Genomic DNA, 19320 nt, shown 5'->3' on the forward strand with positions numbered 1-19320 from the left:
TTTTCCGGTTGATGGAAACCTTACTTGGCGGCAGCGACTTCGGCGGCGAAGTTCTCGCTGCGCTTCTCCAGGCCCTCGCCCATGACGTACTTGGTGAAGCGGCGGATGCTGAGCTTCTCGCCGATCTCCGCGGTGCGCTGGGACAGGTATTGCTGGATGGTGAGGTCGGGGTTCATGATGAACGGCTGCTCCAGGAGGCAGACCTCCTTGAAGATGCTGTTCATCTTGCCCTCGACGATGCGCTCGATGATGTTGGCGGGCTTGCCGGTGGCCAGGGCCTGCTCGGTGGCGATGCGCTTCTCGGTTTCCAGGAATTCGGCGGTGACCTCCTCCTTGGTGACGAAGCGGGGCGCGGGGTCGGCGGCAGCGATGTGCATCGCAATCTCCTTCACGAGGCGCTGGAAGGCCTCGTTGCGGGCCACGAAGTCGGTCTCGGAGTTCACTTCCACCAGCACGCCCACGCGGCCGCCGGGGTGGATGTAGGCCTCCACGATGCCTTCGGCGGCGATGCGGTCGGCCTTCTTGGCGGAAGCGGCCAGGCCCTTCTTGCGCAGCCACTCGTTGGCCTGCTCCATATCGCCGTTGCTCTCTTCCAGAGCCTTCTTGCAGTCCATCATGCCGAGGCCGGTCTTCTCGCGCAGTGCCTTCACATCTAGGGCGGTGAATGCCATGTCATCTCCTGATCGTTGGGGATTCAAAGCTTCAGCCATCAGCGGGTGGACCACCGATGGCTGAGGAATGGGTGGGTTGGGTCTAGCCCTCGACTTCCATTTTTTCGGCCATCATCTTCTTCATCTCGTCGCTGTCGCTCTTGTCCTTGAAGGAATGCCGGCCCTCGAGGATGGAGTCGGCCACGCGCTCGGAAAAGAGCAGGATGGAGCGGATCGCATCGTCATTGGCGGGGATCACGTAGTCCACCATGTCGGGATCGCAGTTGGTGTCCACGATGCCCACGACCTTGATGCCGATCTTCTTGGCCTCGGTGACGGCGATGTCCTCGCGGTGCGGATCGATGACGAAGATGACGTCGGGCAGCGAGCGCATGTCGCGGATGCCGTGGAAGGAGGCTTCCAGCTTCAGGCGGGTGCGGTTCAGGGTGAGCAGCTCCTTCTTGGAGAGCAGGGCCGTGCGGGCGGGATCGGCCAGGGTGGCCTCGATCTCACGGAACTTCTCCAGGCTCTTCTTGATGGTGGCGAAGTTGGTGAGCATGCCACCCAGCCAGCGGTTGTTCACGTAGAAGGCGCCGCAGCGGGCGGCCTGCTCAGCGATGAGCTCCTGCGCCTGGGGCTTGGTGGCCACGAAGAGGAAGTTCTTCCCCTCGGAGGCGGACTTGGTGAGGAAGTTCGCCGCGGTGTTCCAGAGGCGCAGGGTCTTCTGGAGGTCGATGATGTAGATGCTGTTGCGGGCCCCGAAGATGTACTTCTTCATCTTGGGGTTCCAGCGCTTTGTCTGGTGTCCGAAATGGGCACCGGCCTCGAGGAGTTCCTTCATCTGGATGGCAGCCATGCTGGCCTCCCTGGTCAAGCGGCGAAGGCGCCGCGGGTGGGATGAAAGGCGTTGGGTTGGTTCCCTCGGCCCGAATCGCCCGCTTTCGCGGGCCGGAAAAACAGAAGGGGGATCCGAGGATCCCCCTTCCAGAGACGGACTAGCGCTTGCTGAACTGGAAGCGGCGACGGGCGGCCTTGCGACCGGGCTTCTTGCGCTCCTTCATGCGGGGGTCGCGGGTCAGGAGGCCGGCGCCGCGCAGGAGGGACTTGAGCTGGTCGTTGTAGCCGAGCAGGGCGCGGGAGATGCCCATGCGGATGGCCGAAGCCTGGCCGGCAGGGCCACCGCCGCACACGCTGATGATCATGTCGAACTTGCCGTCGAGGTCAGCCAGCACCAGGGGCTGGTGGACCATCATGCGGAGCACGGCATTGGGGAAATAGTTCTCCAGGGTGCGGCCGTTGACGGTGATCTTGCCGGTGCCGGGGCGCAGGAAGGCGCGGGCGGCCGCGCTCTTGCGGCGACCGGTTCCGTAGTTCTGGGAAATGGCCATGGGGTCCTCGCCTCTACTTCTGGATGGTCATGAGCTGGGGCTGCTGGGCGGACTGATCGTGCTCGGGGCCTGCGTAGACCTTGAGCTTGCGATACATCGCCCGGCCGAGGGGGCCCTTGGGCAGCATGCCCTTGACGGCGCTCTCGATGATGCGCTCGGGGAAGGTCGCCTTCAGCACCTCGGCGCGGACTTCCTTCATGGAGCCGGGCTGGGTGGTGGTGCGGCGGTAGATCTTCTGAACGCCCTTCTTGCCGGTCAGGACGGCCTTCTCGGCATTGATGACGATCACATGGTCGCCGGTGTCGAGGAAGGGAGTCCAGGTCGGCTTGTTCTTGCCGGACAGGACATCCGCCACGGCGGTGCTCAGACGACCCACGGCGATCCCGGTGGCGTCCACCAGGAACCACTGACGCTTGAGATCATTGGCTTTCGGGAAGTACGTGCTCATGGCCTGCTCCGGAATCACGATCGATCCGCAAACACACCACCCCATGGGCGGAGAATTCACAGAAGGGAAAGCTTATCGTTGACAGCCCGGAGGGTCAAGCCGGGATTTCTAGGCAGAGCTTCCCGCGAGCTGCCACAGCTCCTGGGCGATGCGGGAGGCGGCCATGCCGTCCACCAGGGCCATGCCGTCCCGAACCTGCTCCTGGCGGTTGTCCTGGCCCTCGGGGCCCAGCCACTGGGCCAGGGCCTCACGCACGATGGCCAGGTCCGCCTCGGGGCCCACGCCCAGGTCGAAGCAGCCATTGGCCATGGCCAGATCGGACAGGATGCCGTGCTGGCGTTCGTTCTGGCCCCAGACGGCGGCCGGAATGCCCATGCAGAGCGATTCCGCCAGGGTGACGCCGGCGGAGCACCAGATGGCGTCAAAGCCCGGAATGAGCTGGGTGAGGCCCGGCAGGCCCCGGACCACGGTGCAGCCTGGGAAGGGCTCCCCCTGGATGCCGTTGGGGGCGAGCACTGTGCAGGCGCCACGCCAGCGGTCCTCGGCGGCGAGCTGGGCCAGGGTGTCGTAGGCCTTCTGGGCCAGGTTGGGGCCGTCGCTGCCGCCAAAGGTGACCAGCAGCTTGTGGACGGCCAGGGGCTGCAGCGGCATTCGTTTCGGCCGCAGGGCCAGGGCCGCCCTGTCCACCACGATGAAGTGGGATCCGCGCAGCACGCGACAGCCCGCGGAGCGCGTCTCGAAAGGACGGATCTTGCGGCCATCCACCACCTTCACGGGATGGTCCGGCCAGCGCACGCCCTCGAGGAAGGGCTGAAAGAGGAGGTCGGCCGACTCGTGGGCATCGGTGTCGTCCTCCATGACGGCCACCCGCAGGGGCCGCAGGGCCTGGAGGAAGGCTGGCGTGGTGTCCCACTGATCGACGAGAACCACGGCGGCGCGGGCCTTGAGCACTTCGGGCAGGGGCGCGTGGAGCGCCTCGCCGAGGTAGCTCGCCTCGCAGGCGAGGGGCTGGTCCAGGAAGGGGTGGGTGCCGCCGCCCACGCGGCGGGCCCGTTCGTCGCCCGTGATGGCAATACAGACCTGGCCACCGAGACCGCGCCAGGCCTCCTGCAGGGCCAGCGCCCGAGCCACATGGCCCAGCCCAAGGCGCAGATCGGCGTGGACGCGGAGGATCAGCAGGGGGGACATGATCCGGAGAGTCTACCCGTCCTTCTCGTGGAGGGGGAAGGGGATGCTCTGAGGTCTTCTTCATGGAATGCTGGAGGCAGCCACTGGAGATCCACATGTCCGATGCTTTCCTGACGCCCGCCCCAGGCGCCAAGGCCGCCAAGCTCTGCGGCATCCTGGCCATCGTCTTCGCCCTGACCTGCGTCGGCTTTCCCGTCGCCATCGTGCTGGGCATCGTCGCGCTGGTGCAGCAGGCCAAGGCCAAGCGCCTCGCCAAGGCGGAGCCGCAGACCTACCTGCCCGTGCCGGTCACGGGGCTGGTCACGGGCATCATCGGGCTGGTGCTTCCACTGCTGATGCTGCCCCTCGTCGGCATCGTCAGCGCCATCGCCATTCCGGCCTTCCTGGGCCAGCGGGACCGGGCCAGGGAAGTGGCCGTGCAGACCATGGTCGAGTCGGCCCGCCGGCAGGCGGAGGTCATCGTGACGGAGCTGCACGCCAAGGCCCCGGGCCAGGTCCCCTCCCAGGATGCGGTGATCCAGGCCCTGTCGCGGGATCCCGGCATCCTGGCCTTCAAGAACCCCTACACGCCCTCGGCGCCGGCCTTCAAGCGGGGGAAGGAAGGTCTCCTTGGCACCGTCACGGTCTATCCGGACATGGAAGAGGTGGGCGGCGTCACCACCTGGTCCATCAAGTTCCGGGGGACCACCCGGCGCGGCGGCCAGGAACACCTGATCGAGGCCGAGGTCATCACCCACACCCAGGAGAAGGTCCACGGCCGCACCGAGGATGGCTGGGAGGTGGTCCAACCGGCTGCGGAGACACCTGCCGCGCCGCCTGCCGAGCCCAAATAGGGCGCGTTCAGTTGCTGCCGAGCGCCCTCAGGGGAAGGGATGCCCCTCGGCGAAGCCTGGTTGCGGGGCTTCCACCTTCGGCGCTTCGGCGAGGGGCCAGCCGTCCGCGAAGTAGGCTTCCTTGTAGCGCACGTAGCGGGCCCAGACGCTGCCCACCAACTGGCGCTGGTCCTCGCTGAGGGGGCCCTTCACCACGGCGGGCCAGCCGGCTACCAGGCTGTGGGGCGGGGCCTGGAAGCCTTCGCGCACGAGGCTCCCCGCAGCCACGAGGCAGCCCTCGCCGATCTCGGCCCCATCCATGATGGTGGTGCTCATGCCGATTAGCGCGTTCCGGCGGATGGTGCAGCCGTGCAGCATCACGTTGTGGGCGATGCTCACCTCGTCCTCGATGAGCAGGGGCCACTTCTGGTTGGTCACGTGCAGACAGCAGGCGTCCTGGATGTTGGTGCGGGCGCCGATGCGGATCCAGTTCACGTCGCCGCGGACGGCGCAGTTGAACCAGATGCTGGCGTCGTCGCCGATGCTCACGTCGCCCAGCACCAGGGCGCTGTCGGGAATGAAGACCCGGTTGCCGATGCTCGGGACCATGCCTTGGAAGGGACGGATCATGGGCGCTCTCCAGCCCGAGAGTCTACCCCACGGTGAGCAGGCCCAGCTTCACCGCGGCAAGGCCCAGTGCCGCGACGATCACCCAGAGGGCCAGGCCTTGCAGGAACGGGCGGAGCCCCACCCTCTGCAGCGCCTCGCGGCTCAGCCCGGCCCCGATGAGAAAGAGGGTCAGCACCAGCACCCGCCGGGCCGCGCTGGCGACGACATGTCCAGCCAATTGCAGCATGGGGACGAAGGTGACCAGGGCCGCCACAAGCAGGAAGCCTGCGATGAACCAGGGCTTCTTCATCGGCGGCGCCTCGGGTGTCGTCTCGCCCCGGCGCGCCACCAGCCAGCCAATGGCCAGGGTCAATGGCACAATCCAGAGGGCGCGGGCCAGCTTCACGGTGGTGGCCACTTCCAGGGCGCGGGGACCGTAGGCAAGGCCGGCCCCCACCACCGAGCTCGTGTCATGGATGGCCAGCGCCGACCAGAGGCCGAAGGCCTCCTGGCCCAGGCCCGCAGCATGGCCCAGGGGTGGGAAGAGGACCAGCGCGGCCGCGTTCAGCAGGAACACCGTGGCCAGGGCGAGGGAGATCTCATGTTCCTTGGCGCGGAGTACTGGGGCCACGGCGGCGATGGCGCTGCCGCCGCAGATGGCGGTGCCGACGGAAATCAGGATCCCCGCATCACGCTCGACTTTCATCAGCCGCGCCAGTCCCCAGCCCAGGGCCAGCACCAGGGCCAGGCTGATGGCGGTGTAGCCGAGGCCATGGAGTCCGGCTCGCGCGACCGCGCGCAGGTTCATGTCCGCGCCCAGTCCCACCACCGCGAGGGGCAGGAGCCGATGGGTCCAGCTGCGGGTCAGGTCCTGCAGGGGGTTGCCCACGGTGAGCGCCAGCAGGGTTCCGCCCACCAAGGATGCGGCTGCGGGCGTGAAGGGGGCCAGGGCCAGGAGTCCCCCCAGAAGCAGCATGGGCTTGGCCAATCTGGAGTCGGACGCGATCGGACGCATGGCTTCAGGGTACCCTGGGGTGATGACTGACCAGCTCATCCCCTCTCGGCGCGCATTTCCGGCAGATGATCCGATCTTCGCCCTGAATGCCGAGGCTCTGGGCCGGAAGGCTGCCGGCGAGCCGGTGCTGAACGCCACCGTTGGCGCCCTGCTGGATGACTCGGGCCAGCTCGTCGTGCTGGATTCCGTGATGGAGCTCTGGCGGGACCTGACGGCGCTGGAGGTGGCACCCTACGCTCCGATCGCAGGTGACCCGGCCTTTCTGAAAGCCTTGGTCCAGCGGCACTGGCCCTCGCTCGGCTCGGCCGGTGCGGCTTGTTCCACGCCCGGTGGCAGCGGCGCGATCGCCCTCTCCATGCGCAACTTCCTGGAGGCCGGCCAGAAGGTGCTGACCACGGCCCCGTACTGGGGGCCCTACGCCACCATGGCCACCGAGAACGGCCTGAGCCTGGCCACGGCCCCCTGGCCCGAGGCGGGCCAGCCCCTGGACGCGGCAGCCTGGGGTGGGGCCCTTCAGGCTGTGCTGAAGGCACAGGGGCGGGTGCTGGTCCTCCTCAATGACCCCTGCCACAATCCCACCGGGCGCAGCCTGAGTGCCGCGGATCGCCAGGTGCTCGCGGGCCTCCTGCGCGAGGCCTCCGCCCTGGGGCCGATCACCCTGCTCCTGGACTTCGCCTACCTCGACTACACCTGTGAACCGGCCTCTGTCGCCGCCGCGCTGGCCGACTATGCGGCGCTGGGTGCCGAAGGCCGCATCCTGGTCGGGGCCTCCATGTCCCTGTCCAAGTCGATGACGCTCTACGGCGCGCGCTGCGGGGCGCTGGGCTTCCCCTGGAACTCAGACCCGGCCCTGCAGGCGGCCCTGACCCAGTCCTGCCGGGGCACCTGGTCCAACTGTGCCAAGGCCCCCCAGTCCCTGCTCCTGCGCTTGGCGAAGGACGGCAAGGCGCAGGAACGTCTGGCCGCAGAGCACCGCCACTGGTCGGAAGTCCTATCGGCCCGGGCCTCGGCCCTGGATGCGGCCCTCGTCGAGGCGGCCATGCCGCCGGTCCACTGGCAGGGGGGCTTCTTCGTCTGCGTGCCCGTGCCCGACCCCGAGTCTGCCTGCACCCAGTTGAAAGCCCGGGGCGTCTTCACGGTTCCCCTGCCCGAGGGGCTGCGGGTGGGTCTCTGCGGGATGCGTGCCTCAGAGGCGCCACGCCTCGCCCAGGCGCTCCAGCAGGTCCTGTAAGGATGGTGATTCTGGCTTGGAAAGGCCCCCATCCTGGGGTATTCTGATCGGCCGCGGGCGTATAACTCAGCGGTAGAGTGCTACCTTCACACGGTAGAAGTCCCAGGTTCGAATCCTGGTACGCCCACCACTCCAAACCAAGGCCCTGATCGTGATCGGGGCCTTTTCTTCTTCCCGCGCGTCGTCTCTTCCCCGTCAGTCCTCCATCCCTTCGGGAGCCTCCCATGCCTCTGATCCTCGCCACCCAGGTTCGCGCCGGGATGATCGTCAACTTTGAGAACGAACTCTGCCGCGTCATCAGCGTCGAGCACCAGACCCCCGGCAACCTGCCGGCCCGGGTCCAGGTGAAGATGAAACGCCTGAAGGACGGCATCAATCGGGAGAACCGTTTCGGCAGCTCCGACAAGGTGGACAAGGCCAGCCTCGAACAGCACATGCTGGAGTTCCTCTACGAGGACGGCGACAACCTCATCTTCATGAACAACGAGACCTACGAGCAGCTCGAGGTCGGCAAGGACATCCTGGGCGACGACATGGTCTTCCTCGAACCCAACATGCAGGTCGAGATCGAGTTCTACGAGGGCCAGCCCATGGGTGCCACCCTGCCCCCCAGCGTGGTCCTGGAGATCGTGGAGACCGACCCAGTCATGAAGAACGCCAATGCCACGGGCTCCTACAAGCCCGCCAAGCTGAACAACGGCATCAGCGTGGGGGTGCCCCCCTACATGGAAGCCGGTCAAAAGATCCGCGTGAACACGGTGGATCGCACCTTCATGGAGCGGGTGAAGTAGGGCCCGACCCGAGGCTTGCAAGCTGGACACTGAACTGGGCGAAGCCCCGCGACCCATCGGGGTGGGCTACTCAACGCCGAGGAGAGTGATTCATCCACCCTCACGGTGGCCTGACTTGTGGCCGATCCAGGATCATTAGGCAGAAGCCGCCGGGACCTTGTCCTTTATGATTTTCCCCGGACGAAATTCCAACCCCGCGGTAAAGTACTGGTCGGTTGGTTCCCGGGGGCGTGACCTTCGTCACAATCGGACGGGAATTATGCGATAACTGACGACTCACCCGGTGGAGCCCCATGCCTCAAGCAGTCCTCAACCTGAGAAGGATCGAGTTCCTGGCCGGCCTGCCGATGAACGCAGCCGAAGAGATGGCCAGCATCGCCGAGCTCCGTCGCTTCCCGGACGGCGCCCGGGTCTACACCCAGGGCGATCTGGTCTCGGGGATCTACGTCGTGGTCAAGGGCGGGCTGAAGGTCTTCCGCACCGATGGTCGGGGGCGGGTTCAGGTGCTCCAGTTCCTAAAAGTCGGCGATTGCGTGGGGGAAGTCCCGGTGTTCGATGGCGGACCCACGCCCTCCAGCGCCGAGTCCCACGGCGAGACCGAGTGCTGGCTCATCCCCGCGGCGCCGCTGCGCCAGCTCGTGCACCGCTACCCCGAAGTGGCCGAGATGATCATCCACCACTTCACGGCGAAGGTGCGGCATCTGGTGACCCTGGTCGAGACCCTCAGCCTGCACAGTGTGCCGGAGCGCGTCGCGCAGCTGCTGCTGGAAGCCCACGAAGCGAACCCCGGGCGGTCCCTGGTGGAATTCCAGGAGACCCAGGAGGACCTGGCCCAGTGCATCGGTGCCAGCCGCGAAGCCTTCAGCCGGGCCCTGCGCCTGCTGACGGACCTTGGCCTCATCCAGAGCACCTTCCCGGTGGTGCGCATCCTCGACCTGGGCAAGCTGCAGCGCTACGCCAAGGGCTGATCAGGACTACACCACGGGCAGCCACCTCGTTTTGGCGCCGGCCTCCAGTCCACCCTGCTCGATCCAGGCGAAGCCATCGGCCTTGGCCAGGGTGATCAGGTCTGCGGAGCCCTTGCCGGGCAGGGGCTCGAGGCGTCCCTCCACCAGACGGCAGGGGTGCAGCAGCGGGCGGTCGCCCTTGTGCTTCACGGGGGCCGTCAGGCGGGCCCGACGCCAGGGGTCCGGGGCGGACCGCCCTTCAAGCCGCGCCATGGCCTGGGGCAGGAAGAGCAGGGCGTTGAGGTAGGCCGACACGGGATTGCCGGGCAGCCCCAGCACCAGCAGGTCGCCCAGCAGGGCGGCGAGCATGGGCTTGCCGGGTTTGAGGCGGATGCGGTGGAAGAGGATCGTGGCACCCAGGTCCCTGAGCACCGCGGGCAGGTGGTCGTGGTCCCCCATGCTCACCCCTCCGGAGGTGAGCAGGATGCGGATGTCGCCAGGATGCTGCAGGGCCGCCGCCAGGGCGGCGGGGTCATCGGGCAGGGCGGAGCGGAGCTCCACCTCGGCGCCAAGGATGTGGGCCAGGGCCGCGAGCATGGGGCCGTTCGAGTCCCGGATCTGATGTGGGGCTGGTGTCGGCACCAGCTCGTCGCCGGTGGAGGCCACGCCCACCCGCAGCCGGGTGCGGGCGGGCAGGGGCCGACCCTCCTGGGCCTGGAGCGCCACGCGGGCCGCATTCAGGGGCGTGTCTGCGGCCAGCAGCAGGTCGCCACCGCGGGCCTGCTCACCGCGGGGGCGGACATGGTCTCCGGCTGCCGGGTCGATGGTTGGAAGGGCCATGCCATCCGCGCTCTCGAGCTGCTCGACCGGCACGATGGCATCGGCTCCCAGGGGCAGGGCGGCGCCGGTCATGATGCGGACCGCCGTTCCTGACGTGAGGGAGAAGGCCGCCGGATCGCTGCCGGCGAACAGGGTGCCCAGGACGCGGCGGGGCGCGCGGCCCTCCGAGGCTTTCAGGGCGATCCCATCCATGCTGGCCCGGTCCGTGGCGGGATCGTCCCGCTCGGCGCGCAGCTCCGGCAGATGCGGTGTGGGTAGGGCCTCCCAGAGGCGCCGGAGGGCCTCCTCCAGGGGCAGCAGGTCGGGGTGATCGCAGCTCATCGCCATGCCTTCGATGATAGGGAGCCCACCGGGGCGGCGGCGCTTTTCCGTTCGATTCCCAAAGGGACCTCGAACTCAGCCGTGCTTCGGAGCTCGCCCTTCCGCTTCCTTCTGGTGGCGGATGTCCAAGAGCTGGAGGTCCCGGATGGTGGCCTCGGTCATGGAGGAGGTCACCTGGGTCTTCACGGCGGCCCAGGCGTCATGCAGCGGGCAGGGGTGGTCGCCACCGCAGCTGGGGAAGCCCATGATGCAGCCTTCCAGGGCATCCGGACCTTCCAGGGCCGTCACCACCTCTCCGACCGTGATGCGGTGCGAGGGGCGGGTGAAGCGGAAGCCCCCCTTCGGGCCGCGCACGGACTCCAGGATGTCGGCCTGTACGAGGCCCTGCAGGATCTTCGCGAGGTAGGGGCCGGGCAGCTCCAGCTTGGAGGAGAGGTCCTTCGCCAGGCTGAAGGACCCGTCTTCGGGAAGGGCCGCAAGGGCGCGGAGGGCATAGCCGGTGGCGGTGGAGAAGAGCATTCAGGAATCCTTGTTCTGAATCGAGCATCCGGTTCCTCGATTCAGGAGTCCAGCCCTTTGTGACCGATGTCCGGGCTCCAGGTCAGAGCAGCGCACGCCAGAGGAGGGCGAGCCCGATGATGCTCAGGCCACCTTCCCGCCAGCCGAGGGTGCGGGCGGGGATCACCCGGACGGGCACCAGGGCCCTCAGGTAGAGCAGGGCCGTCCACGCGGTCCACAGGGCTCCCGCCAGCCCCCGGGTCGCCAGCAGGAGGGCCGAGGAGCCGACCAGCAGGGTGTGGAGGATGTGGACGAGGATCATCCGCCGGCGCAGGTCCGAATCCGCGAGGCCGTGGGCCCGGCCCAGCCACCGGCGCACATGGGCGAGGTTCGCGCTGCCGACGAGGGTCACGAACCACCAGGCGCGGAGGGCCTCTGCCTGGGAGTCCCCGGCGGCCACGAGCATGGCGGCCGCCAGCCCGGCGAAGGCGCCCTGGGCCGCCATCTCCACGGCCAGGGTCCGCGTCGTTCGCGCCAGATCCGCCCGCAACGCGAGGAACACGAGCGGGCTGACACAGGCCAGGGGAATGAGGAACCGTGCATCAGAAATCGTCAGGGTCAGGAGGCCGAAGGCGATGGTCAGGACGCCGAGCAGGAGGAGCCCATGCAGCTGGACCGGATCCTTCTGGCCCTGGAGCACGCGGCGCAGGGGGGGCCGGCCCAGGAAGAAGGAAAGTGCCGCGCACCCAAGGCAGAGCCCAGCGAGGCTGGGGCGCAGCAGGAGGCCCAGCCCCAGCGGAAACCCGAGCATGAACCAGCTGCCGTGTTCGGCGGGCAGAATGGAGCGCAGGGGGGGCAGCCACTTAGTCATTTCGGTATCCAGACTCCGAAATAGAGTGTGGCTTCTTTCCCTGCCCCTGGCCATGCGCCGGGTCACACCTCGGAGGCGATGAGGCGCAGGCCTTCCAGGGCTTCCTCCATGGTGAGGAAGACCGGCAGGCCGACGCTCCGCAGGCCCTGACGGTAGAGGTCGAAGAGAGGACCACCCTCCACGGCGACGCCCACCCACTTCCCGGAGGCCTTGGCGAGGTCGGCCAGGGAACTGGCGAAGGCCCGGATGGCCTCTGGCGCGGTCGTGTTCAGTCGGACCGTGAGGGGCACCAGGCCCACCACCACGGCCTCGGCCTCGGTGGCCAGCAGCAGCTTCGCCGTGGCGAGGTAGGCGGACTCGTTGGCCATGGGCGTGAGGTCCAGGGGGAGTCTCGGGCTGACGAGGCCCGTGAGGCCCTCGGCCTCGATGGTGGTGGCCAGGGCGTGGGTCTCGGCTTCGGTCAGCCTGGAGCCGCGGAAGGGGCCCGTGAGCAGGTCGGCCGAGGCCACGGACTCGAATCCGGCGTTGGTCATGATGGCGACGGCCGTGGGCCGACCCACCGGGTAGGTGCCGAGCCAGGCCAGGGCCGCATCGAAGGCCTCCATGCGCTCCGCGAGCATGACGCCCGCACTGCGCAGCACCGCGGCCTGCAGGGCGTGGTCACCGGCGAGGGCACCGGTGTGGCTGCTGGCGGCGGCCATCCCCTCCTGGCTCCGGCCCCCCTTGTAGAGCAGGACGCGACGGCCGGAGGCGCGCAGCGCCTTGGCGGCCCTGGCCGTGGTCTGCAGGTCGCCGGGGGCAAAGCCCTCCAGGTAGGCGCCCACGACCTTCACGGCCGGGTCGGCAGCGAAGCCCTGGAAGAAGTCCGAGCAGCGCAGGTCCATCTGGTTGCCGATGGCCACGGCGGCCCGCAGGCCCAGCTCGGCGCGGCGGCTGAGGCGCGTGATGAGGAAGGCGCCGCTCTGGCTCACCAGGGCTACGTGGCCGGGCTTGGCGGCGAGGGGCAGCTTCACGGTGGGGATGAAGAGCGTGTTCAAGGCTTGGTCGGGGCTGAAGAGTCCCAGGCCGTTGGGGCCCACGAGGGCGGGGGTCCACTTCCCTGCGCGTCGGTGCTCGTCCAGGCAGGCGACGAGGCGCTTGCCGAGGCCTTCGGTATCGGCGCCGTCCCCCAGGCCACCGGCGACGAGATACACCACCGTGGCGCCGCCGCCCTGACGGCAGAGCTGCTCCACCACGTCCAGCGTCTGGGGCGCAGGCAGGGAGAGGATCAGCTGATCCGTCGGGGCCGTCGCGAGCTCGGCCACCGAGGCGAGGCAGGGCAGCCCCAGAAACTCTGTCGCGCCCGGCTTGATGAGGCGCAGCGAGCTTTCCGGCAGGGCGGATTTCCTGACGTTTTCGAGAATGATGCGGCCCACGGTGCCTTCGCGGCTGGAGACGCCCGCGATCACCAGGCTGCGGGGATTTACCAGCGCCTGGTACCAAGCGGGATCCGGGGTCGCGATGGTCGCGGGTGTGGCGTCCTCCAATGTGCCCACGCCATCCAGGGCCGTGGGCAGGCCCTCGCTGTCCAGCACGATGGGATTGAGCTCGAGCAGGGTGACGCCTTCGCGCTGCAGGCCTTCCACCGCACGCCAGAGGCCCTGGAGGAAGGCCAGGAGCCTGCCTTCATCGGTGAGGGCTTCCGTGCCGCGCTGCCGGCCCAGCCAGGTGCGACCCAGCCAATGGCCGCGCAGGTCGGTAAGCGCCTGTTCAGGGGTGGTCAGCGCGATGGCCCAGATCAGGGGCGGAGCCATCGCGGCCCAGGCGTCCGCCTGCAGTCCGCCGATGCCGAAGACCACGAGCCAGCCCGCATCGGGATCGCGCTTGAGGGACACGAGGGCTTCGGTGGGCAGGCCCGACAGCTTCTTGAAGGCGACCTTCTCGCACACGAGGCCGCCGATCCAGGGGTGCTCCGGGACGCGCTGCCGCATGCCTGCAGCTTCGGCCTTCAGGGCCTCGGCGTCGAACACGCCGAAGTGCACGGCCCCGCGATCCGACTTGTGCCACAGGTGGTCCGCGATGCCCTTGAGCACGATGGGCTCCCCGGCTTCGAAGGGCGGGGACCCGGCTTCCAGGAACCCGTGCCGCGGCACGCGCAGGCCGGCAGCGGCGAGCAGGCCGTAGGCCCGCCCCTCGTGGAGGAATCCGGTGGTCGGGTGCATGTCAGACTCCTACGGTTTCCTGAACGAGGCCGCGGCCCGCGTGGAAGGCTTCGATGTTCTTCTCGGTGACGCTGGCGCCCTTGGCTTCGAAGCGCTGGCGGATGACCTCGAACCAGACCTCGTCGGTGACGGGCAGGAACTTGGAGGCCATGCCCAGGAGGGCCATGCCGCCAGCCTGCTTGTGCTTGAGCTTGCGGGCCAGGTCCTCGGTGTCCACCAGATGGCAGCCACGCACGGCCTTCAGGGCCGCGTAGATGTCTTCCAGGGGCGGGTAGCCCTCCATGTTCACCTGGGGTTCCTCGGACACCACCAGGTGGCCGTTCATGCGCAGCATGGCCACGTAGCGCAGGGCCTCCAGCGGTTCGAGGGCGACGAGGAGGTCCGCGCAGCCCTCGTCGATGATGGGCGAACTGAGGGGGACCTCCGAGAAGCAGACCTGGGCGTGGACGCTGCCGCCCCGCTGGCTCATGCCGTGGATCTCGGATTGCAGCGCCTGGAGCCCGCTGCGGCGCAGCGCCTCCAGGACGATCTGGGCGAGGGAGAGGACCCCCTGGCCGCCGACGCCGCACAAGACAATGCCGTGGATGCGATGTTCGCTCATGGGAGAACCTCTGTGCTGCAGCAGCCCTGCTCCTGGCGGGCCTTTTCGTCGCGGTCGTATTCCTTCAGCACGCCCCGGCGGAGCGACTGGATGCATTCCCGGCGGAAGACAACCACCGAGGGCCCCGGGTGCCGGAGGGCGGACTCCATGGCCTTCACGTTGGCCTCGTGCTGCTTGGGCAGCGGCGTGAGGACCTGGACCTGGGACGCGGGGATGCCCATGCCGAGCACCATGCGCTCCACCTGGTCGAGGGCCTGGCTGGGCTGCTGGCCCGTCATGCCCACCACCCGGTTGTCCAGGATCATGACGGTGACGTTCACGCCGGAATCGGCAGCGGTCAGCAGGGCGGGAAGGCCGCTGTGGCCGAAGGTCGAATCGCCGATGACGGCGATGGAGGGGGTCTGGCCAGCCATGGCGGCGCCGACGGCCATGCTGATGCTGGCGCCCATCTCGACCACGGCGTGGATGGCGCTCATGGGTTCCTGGGCGGCCAGGGTGTAGCAGCCGATGTCGCCGAAGACGCGGGCATCGGCCTTGCCGATGTTCTGCAAGGCCTCCTGCATGGCTTCGTAGGCGTCCACGTGGCCGCAGCCGTCGCAGAAGCGGGGGGCCCGGATCGGCAGGTCCAGGGTGCTGGCGGCCTTGCCGTCCGCCGTGCTCAGGCCGAGCGCCTCCTTGAGCAGCCGCGGGGTCAGCTCCCCGGTGCGGGGCAGGGCCCCGTCCATGCGGCCGTGGATCGTACCGGCCCGCTGGAAGGTCAGGCGCTCCTCCAGCACTGGGTAGTCCTCTTCAAACACGAAGACCTCGTCCACCAGGCTGAGGAAGACGGGCTCAAGGCCGGGATCCATGGGATAGGCACAGACCTCCAGGCGGGGCAGCTCCAGCAACTCGGGATGCTCGAGGGCCAGCTGCTCGAAGTAGGCCCGGCCCATCCCGGCCACGGCCACGCCGCGCCGGCTGGTCCCGGAGATGATGCGGTTCATGGAGGACAGCTCGGCCACCATGCGGGGCTGCTTGGCCAGCAGGTCCACGTAACGGCGGCGGGCGTTGGAAGGAATGAGCACCCAGTCCTGGATGGTCTCCTTGGGGGCCACCCCCAGGCCGGTGGGGGCGAGCACCTCGCGCCGGACCAGGTGGGCCCGGCAGTGGGCCAGGCGGGTCACCAGACGCACCATCACGGGGACCTGGAGGGACTCGGACAGCTCGAAGGCACGCCAGGTGAAGTCGTAGCACTCCTGGACGGTGCTCGGTTCGAGGACCGGCAGCCAGGCGAACTTGGCGAGGCGGCGGCTGTCCTGCTCGTTCTGGCTGCTGTGCATGCCCGGATCGTCCGCTACCAGGAGGACCAGGCCGCCCCGCACGCCCGTGAGGGCGGAGTTGGCGTAGGCGTCCATGGCCACGTTCAGGCCCACGTGCTTCATGGTCACCAGGGTGCGGTGCCCGGCATAGCTGACGCCCAGGGCCAGGTCGTAGGCCACCTTCTCATTGGCGGCCCACTGCGCCACCCGTCCCTCGGGGGCCTCGTGGATCATCGCCTCGACGAACTCGAAACCTTCGGTGGAGGGCGTGCCCGGATAGCCGAACGCGCCCTTGATGCCCGCGTCGAAGGCCGCGCAACCCACCGCCTCCACGCCCAGCGCCAGGGTGCCCTGTGCCATGTCAACCTCCACCGTCATGCCAGCGGGGAAGTATGTGGGGCCTGGCCCGTGTCAGGGGTCACACGGAGGCACCCGGGGCCCCTCAGTGTGCGCGGGGTCACAGCGCCTGCCGGGGGGTGCAAATAAACCCGCTGGCACCCGGGAACCTTTCTCAGTGCCCAAGGTCACAACTTTGTCCCCCATGGGGTGAGTTATTAAGCTTCAAATCAATGACAATGCATATTTTTCACCAATATTTCATATACTAAAATATTGAAATAGATGAATTTATAAATTTTTTTAAATTGTCACGAATGCGTGATGAAACCCCTCTGTAGAACCATTCAGGCATACCCAGGGAAGCATTCTCACTCTTGAGGTCGGCTAAATAGAGGCCTACTGTCGAGCCTGACCTGACCATCTACCTGGGCCACTGCCATCTACAAAGTTCGATCCACGTACCACTCGTCTTCTGAAACGGCCAAACGCACAGTGCACTGCGAGATGAGGCGAACCATGAAACGACAAAACCTTGTGGCCCTGCTAGCCACCCTGATGACAGCGACGGCCTGGGGCCAGGAGGTCAGCCTGTATGGCACGACCATGGCGCAGATGTGGAAGTCGGAGACGGTGGGTTTCGACAAGGCCACCTACACTCCGGCAACCCAGTACCTGGGCATCGACGCCAACAAGCTGGGCTCCGACAACCTGTCCCTGCACCTCTTCGGCTGGGGCCGCACCGACCTGTCGGACTCGAGCAACCTGGATGGGTCAAAGACCTCGGGCTACTTGAACTTCGGCTACCTGCAGTATCGGTTCAACCAGGCGAACGCTGAAGTGAAGGCTGGCCGCTTCACGGTGAGCCAGGGCACCGGCTTCGAGCAGGTGGATGGTGTCAGCCTACGGACGGACCTGCGGGGCGGCTTCACCTTCTCGGCCTTCGGGGGCAAGCCCGTCCTCTACAAGACGGTGGACCTCACCTCGCAGAAGGACTACGACTTCCAGCGGGACGTGATCTACGGGACGCGGCTGGGCTGGCGCATCCCGAAGGTGGGCGAGATCGGCGTGTCATACCTGCAGGACGGGACGAAGGCCGCCAAGGACCTGCCGATCCCCTCGACGGTGGACTACAGCCGGAAGCAGATGGGTGTGGACCTCCTGATCGCGCCGGCCCCGGCGTTCCAGCTGCGCGGCCGGACGATCTTCGATCTGGCCGACCACGCGGCGCTGCCCGCGGGGACCGCAAAGCCTTCGAACATCGCCGAGCACGACTACACGGCCATCGTGAAGTTCGGTTCGAAGGTGACCGTCACGGCCAATGTCGCGGAGCGGAACTTCTACGCCTACTTCGCGGGCACGAACCTGCCCTCTCTGTTCCGGCAGGACGAGAAGGACAAGTACAAGGGCTACGGCGGCAGCCTGACGGTGAGCGCCAGCGGCAACCTGCAGCTGGTCGCCGATTTCCGGCACATGAACCGGGAGTCCTTCGGGGATGTGACTCGGGTCGGCGGCGAGGTCCGTTACGCCTCCACCGAGAAGCACTACATGGCCGGTTTGGGCATGCGTTCCGTGAGCGCCAGCAAGACCATCCAGGTGGATCCCACGGCGCCGGGCCGCAGCCTGTCGCACACGGAGCTCCGGGCCTTCACCATGATCGAGCGGAAGCGGCTCTCGCTGAGCCTCGATGGCATCTTCCAGCAGTACAAGGAAGGCAACCCCTACCTGAACGGGCTCACCAGCCTCTACGAGGTGGTGGCTTCGGTGGGCTTCAAGGCGACCGAGAATCTGAAGCTGTCGGGGGACATCAGCCGCGGCAGCACGCCGGTGGCGAAGGATGAGACCCGGGGTCTGCTGCGTGCCGAGTATCGGTTCGGCTTTGGTAAGAAGGGAGGTCAGTAATGGCCCGCAAGTCCGTCCTCCAGTTTTTCGGGATCCTGTTCGGCCTGGGCCTGCTCATGGCCTGCAGCCTGATCTCGCCTGAGACCAGCTTCGCGGCGACCCATCCGGAAGGCGTGGGTGCCGGCCGGCCCATGTGCTCCGAGTGCCACACGACGGACGTGTCGAAGGGCGCCCTCAAGCCCTACGCGGCCTTCGATCACACCCAGACGTTCGTGAAGAGCCACAAGTATCAGGCGACGCAGGATGCCAACACCTGCGCCTCCTGCCACGCCCAGTCCTTCTGCTCGGACTGCCACGGTGGCAAGGTGCCGATGAAGCCGGCGATCAAGCTGAGCGACAGCCCGGACCGGCTGGCGCCGCACCGGGGCGACTACCTGACCCTCCACAAGCTGGAAGGGAAGATGGATCCGTCGAGCTGCTACACGTGCCACGGCCGCGCCAACAACGACAAGTGCCGCGCTTGTCATCGGTAGTCATCCGCTGAGTCTCGAAGGGGAATACGATGCGCAACGTTAAATGGATGGCGGGCAGTTGTTTTGCGATGGCCCTGGCCCTGTTGGCCTGGGGCTGCGCCGGGAAGGCCCAGAAGGCCGTTCCGTTCGAAGAGGTGAAGGGCCAGCACCCGGCCAACTGGGTCCAGGTCCATTACGCCTCTTACATCGGGACGCCTGAGCAGTGCCAGACCTGCCACGGCTCCACCACGGATCCCGCCCTTGCCGGTGGCATCTCCAAGGTCAGCTGCTTCACCTGCCACACCGGCGGCGTCAATCACCCCACTGGCTGGGCTGCCCCGGCCCAGCATGGCCTGGCCGCCAAGCAGGCGCCGAGTGCCAATCCCATCGCCATGGTGGGCTTCAGCCACTGCGCCAAGTGCCATGGCGCCACCTACGCGGGCGGGATCGCCAACTCCTGCAAGGCCTGCCACACCAAGGCCCCGCACCCCGACAAGCCCTGGACTGGTACCACCATGACGTTGACCAACCACATCTTCACGGACCAGGCCAATGTCCCTGAGTGCTTCAAGTGCCACGCGGCCGGGGCCAACTCGACCGTCCACCCGCTGACCACGCCGCCTGCCGGCACCGCCCCGGGCTGCCTGAATGACACCATGTGCCACAGCACGACCATCTCCTCCGCTGCCGGCATCCGAATCCTGCCCACCACGGCCCCCTGAGGGACTCTGCTCCGACAGGAGGTGCCCTATCCCGAACAAAGTGACCTGCAGTTGATCTGACCTTTCCCATCACGCTCCACCCCCCAAACCTCAAGGGAGACAAGACCATGAAGCACCGTCCTCTGAAACAACTCTGCGGGCTCATCGCCACCGCAGCGATCATGCTCGTGCTGGTCGGTTGCAACGGCAAGAATGGCGC

At 67.5% G+C, this 19320-nt stretch carries 20 protein-coding genes and 1 tRNA gene; 8 read left to right on the forward strand and 13 right to left on the reverse strand.

The genetic code is table 11. The features are described 5' to 3' along the window. Positions 1-20 precede the first annotated feature (20 nt). From tsf to WAS25_RS10470, 5 genes are all read right to left on the reverse strand, one after another. Positions 21-671, reverse strand: a complete 651-nt coding sequence (gene tsf / locus WAS25_RS10450; RefSeq protein ID WP_422311785.1) for a translation elongation factor Ts — start codon at positions 669-671, stop codon at positions 21-23. A gap of 82 nt (positions 672-753) precedes the next feature. After that, positions 754-1506, reverse strand: a complete 753-nt coding sequence (rpsB, locus tag WAS25_RS10455) for a 30S ribosomal protein S2 (protein WP_422311787.1) — start codon at positions 1504-1506, stop codon at positions 754-756. 139 nt (positions 1507-1645) lie between these two features. Beyond that, positions 1646-2038 carry a 30S ribosomal protein S9 gene (gene rpsI / locus WAS25_RS10460; RefSeq protein WP_422311789.1) on the reverse strand — a complete coding sequence of 131 codons (393 nt, stop codon included), beginning with the start codon at positions 2036-2038 and terminating at the stop codon, positions 1646-1648. A 13-nt stretch (positions 2039-2051) separates the two neighbouring features. Beyond that, positions 2052-2486, reverse strand: coding sequence for a 50S ribosomal protein L13 (rplM, locus tag WAS25_RS10465; RefSeq protein WP_422311791.1), 435 nt, complete (start codon positions 2484-2486; stop codon positions 2052-2054). A gap of 108 nt (positions 2487-2594) precedes the next feature. Beyond that, positions 2595-3674 carry a hypothetical protein gene (locus WAS25_RS10470; RefSeq protein WP_422311793.1) on the reverse strand — a complete coding sequence of 360 codons (1080 nt, stop codon included), beginning with the start codon at positions 3672-3674 and terminating at the stop codon, positions 2595-2597. Between the two features lie 95 nt (positions 3675-3769). Here WAS25_RS10470 and WAS25_RS10475 point away from each other — a divergent pair, with 95 nt between their 5' ends. Continuing rightward, positions 3770-4507 carry a hypothetical protein gene (locus tag WAS25_RS10475; protein WP_422311795.1) on the forward strand — a complete coding sequence of 246 codons (738 nt, stop codon included), beginning with the start codon at positions 3770-3772 and terminating at the stop codon, positions 4505-4507. A gap of 27 nt (positions 4508-4534) precedes the next feature. Here the strand turns inward: WAS25_RS10475 and WAS25_RS10480 are convergent, their stop codons facing one another. After that, on the reverse strand, positions 4535-5116 hold the full coding sequence (locus WAS25_RS10480; RefSeq protein ID WP_422311797.1) for a gamma carbonic anhydrase family protein: 582 nt from the start codon (positions 5114-5116) through the stop codon (positions 4535-4537). A 22-nt stretch (positions 5117-5138) separates the two neighbouring features. Next, entirely contained in the window at positions 5139-6110 is a 972-nt protein-coding gene (locus tag WAS25_RS10485; RefSeq protein ID WP_422311799.1) for a YeiH family protein, read from the reverse strand. A gap of 22 nt (positions 6111-6132) precedes the next feature. Here WAS25_RS10485 and WAS25_RS10490 point away from each other — a divergent pair, with 22 nt between their 5' ends. From WAS25_RS10490 to WAS25_RS10505, 4 genes are all read left to right on the forward strand, one after another. Further along, a complete protein-coding gene (locus WAS25_RS10490; RefSeq protein ID WP_422311801.1) occupies positions 6133-7341 on the forward strand; it encodes a pyridoxal phosphate-dependent aminotransferase in 1209 nt (402 codons plus the stop codon). A 55-nt stretch (positions 7342-7396) separates the two neighbouring features. After that, positions 7397-7471, forward strand: a tRNA-Val gene (locus tag WAS25_RS10495). A 94-nt stretch (positions 7472-7565) separates the two neighbouring features. Then, the gene (gene efp / locus WAS25_RS10500; RefSeq protein ID WP_422311803.1) at positions 7566-8132 is read left to right on the forward strand and encodes an elongation factor P; all 567 of its coding nucleotides are present in this window, start codon (positions 7566-7568) and stop codon (positions 8130-8132) included. Between the two features lie 293 nt (positions 8133-8425). After that, positions 8426-9100, forward strand: a complete 675-nt coding sequence (locus tag WAS25_RS10505; protein WP_422311805.1) for a Crp/Fnr family transcriptional regulator — start codon at positions 8426-8428, stop codon at positions 9098-9100. A 6-nt stretch (positions 9101-9106) separates the two neighbouring features. On the opposite strand, the gene WAS25_RS10510 is transcribed toward WAS25_RS10505, so the two are convergent. The 6 genes from WAS25_RS10510 to WAS25_RS10535 form a co-directional block, all read right to left on the reverse strand. Further along, positions 9107-10246 (reverse strand): molybdopterin molybdotransferase MoeA, encoded by a 1140-nt coding sequence (locus WAS25_RS10510; RefSeq protein ID WP_422311807.1) that lies wholly within the window; start codon positions 10244-10246, stop codon positions 9107-9109. A gap of 69 nt (positions 10247-10315) precedes the next feature. Further along, entirely contained in the window at positions 10316-10759 is a 444-nt protein-coding gene (locus WAS25_RS10515; RefSeq protein WP_422311809.1) for an RrF2 family transcriptional regulator, read from the reverse strand. An 82-nt stretch (positions 10760-10841) separates the two neighbouring features. Continuing rightward, positions 10842-11609 carry a YwiC-like family protein gene (locus tag WAS25_RS10520; protein ID WP_422311811.1) on the reverse strand — a complete coding sequence of 256 codons (768 nt, stop codon included), beginning with the start codon at positions 11607-11609 and terminating at the stop codon, positions 10842-10844. Positions 11610-11671: 62 nt separating this feature from the next. Further along, entirely contained in the window at positions 11672-13810 is a 2139-nt protein-coding gene (locus WAS25_RS10525) for an acetate--CoA ligase family protein (RefSeq protein WP_422311813.1), read from the reverse strand. Between the two features lies 1 nt (position 13811). Next, complete coding sequence (locus WAS25_RS10530) at positions 13812-14411, reverse strand: indolepyruvate oxidoreductase subunit beta (protein WP_422311814.1); 600 nt, start codon at positions 14409-14411, stop codon at positions 13812-13814. Next, positions 14408-16069: a thiamine pyrophosphate-dependent enzyme gene (locus tag WAS25_RS10535; RefSeq protein ID WP_422311816.1), complete on the reverse strand. Its 1662-nt coding sequence runs from the start codon at positions 16067-16069 to the stop codon at positions 14408-14410. The genes WAS25_RS10530 and WAS25_RS10535 overlap by 4 nt, the downstream gene beginning before the upstream one ends. Positions 16070-16564: 495 nt before the next feature. On the opposite strand from WAS25_RS10535, the gene WAS25_RS10540 reads away from it, so the two are divergent. The 3 genes from WAS25_RS10540 to WAS25_RS10550 are packed head-to-tail and all read left to right on the forward strand — an operon-like array spanning position 16565 to position 19121. Then, complete coding sequence (locus WAS25_RS10540) at positions 16565-17947, forward strand: hypothetical protein (protein WP_422311818.1); 1383 nt, start codon at positions 16565-16567, stop codon at positions 17945-17947. Continuing rightward, a complete protein-coding gene (locus tag WAS25_RS10545) occupies positions 17947-18420 on the forward strand; it encodes a cytochrome C (protein WP_422311820.1) in 474 nt (157 codons plus the stop codon). The genes WAS25_RS10540 and WAS25_RS10545 overlap by 1 nt, the downstream gene beginning before the upstream one ends. Positions 18421-18449: 29 nt before the next feature. Then, positions 18450-19121 carry a hypothetical protein gene (locus tag WAS25_RS10550; RefSeq protein WP_422311822.1) on the forward strand — a complete coding sequence of 224 codons (672 nt, stop codon included), beginning with the start codon at positions 18450-18452 and terminating at the stop codon, positions 19119-19121. Positions 19122-19320: the final 199 nt, after the last annotated feature.

The organism is Geothrix sp. (genome assembly GCF_049292215.1).
In the GTDB taxonomy this organism is placed as follows: Bacteria; Acidobacteriota; Holophagae; order Holophagales; family Holophagaceae; genus Geothrix.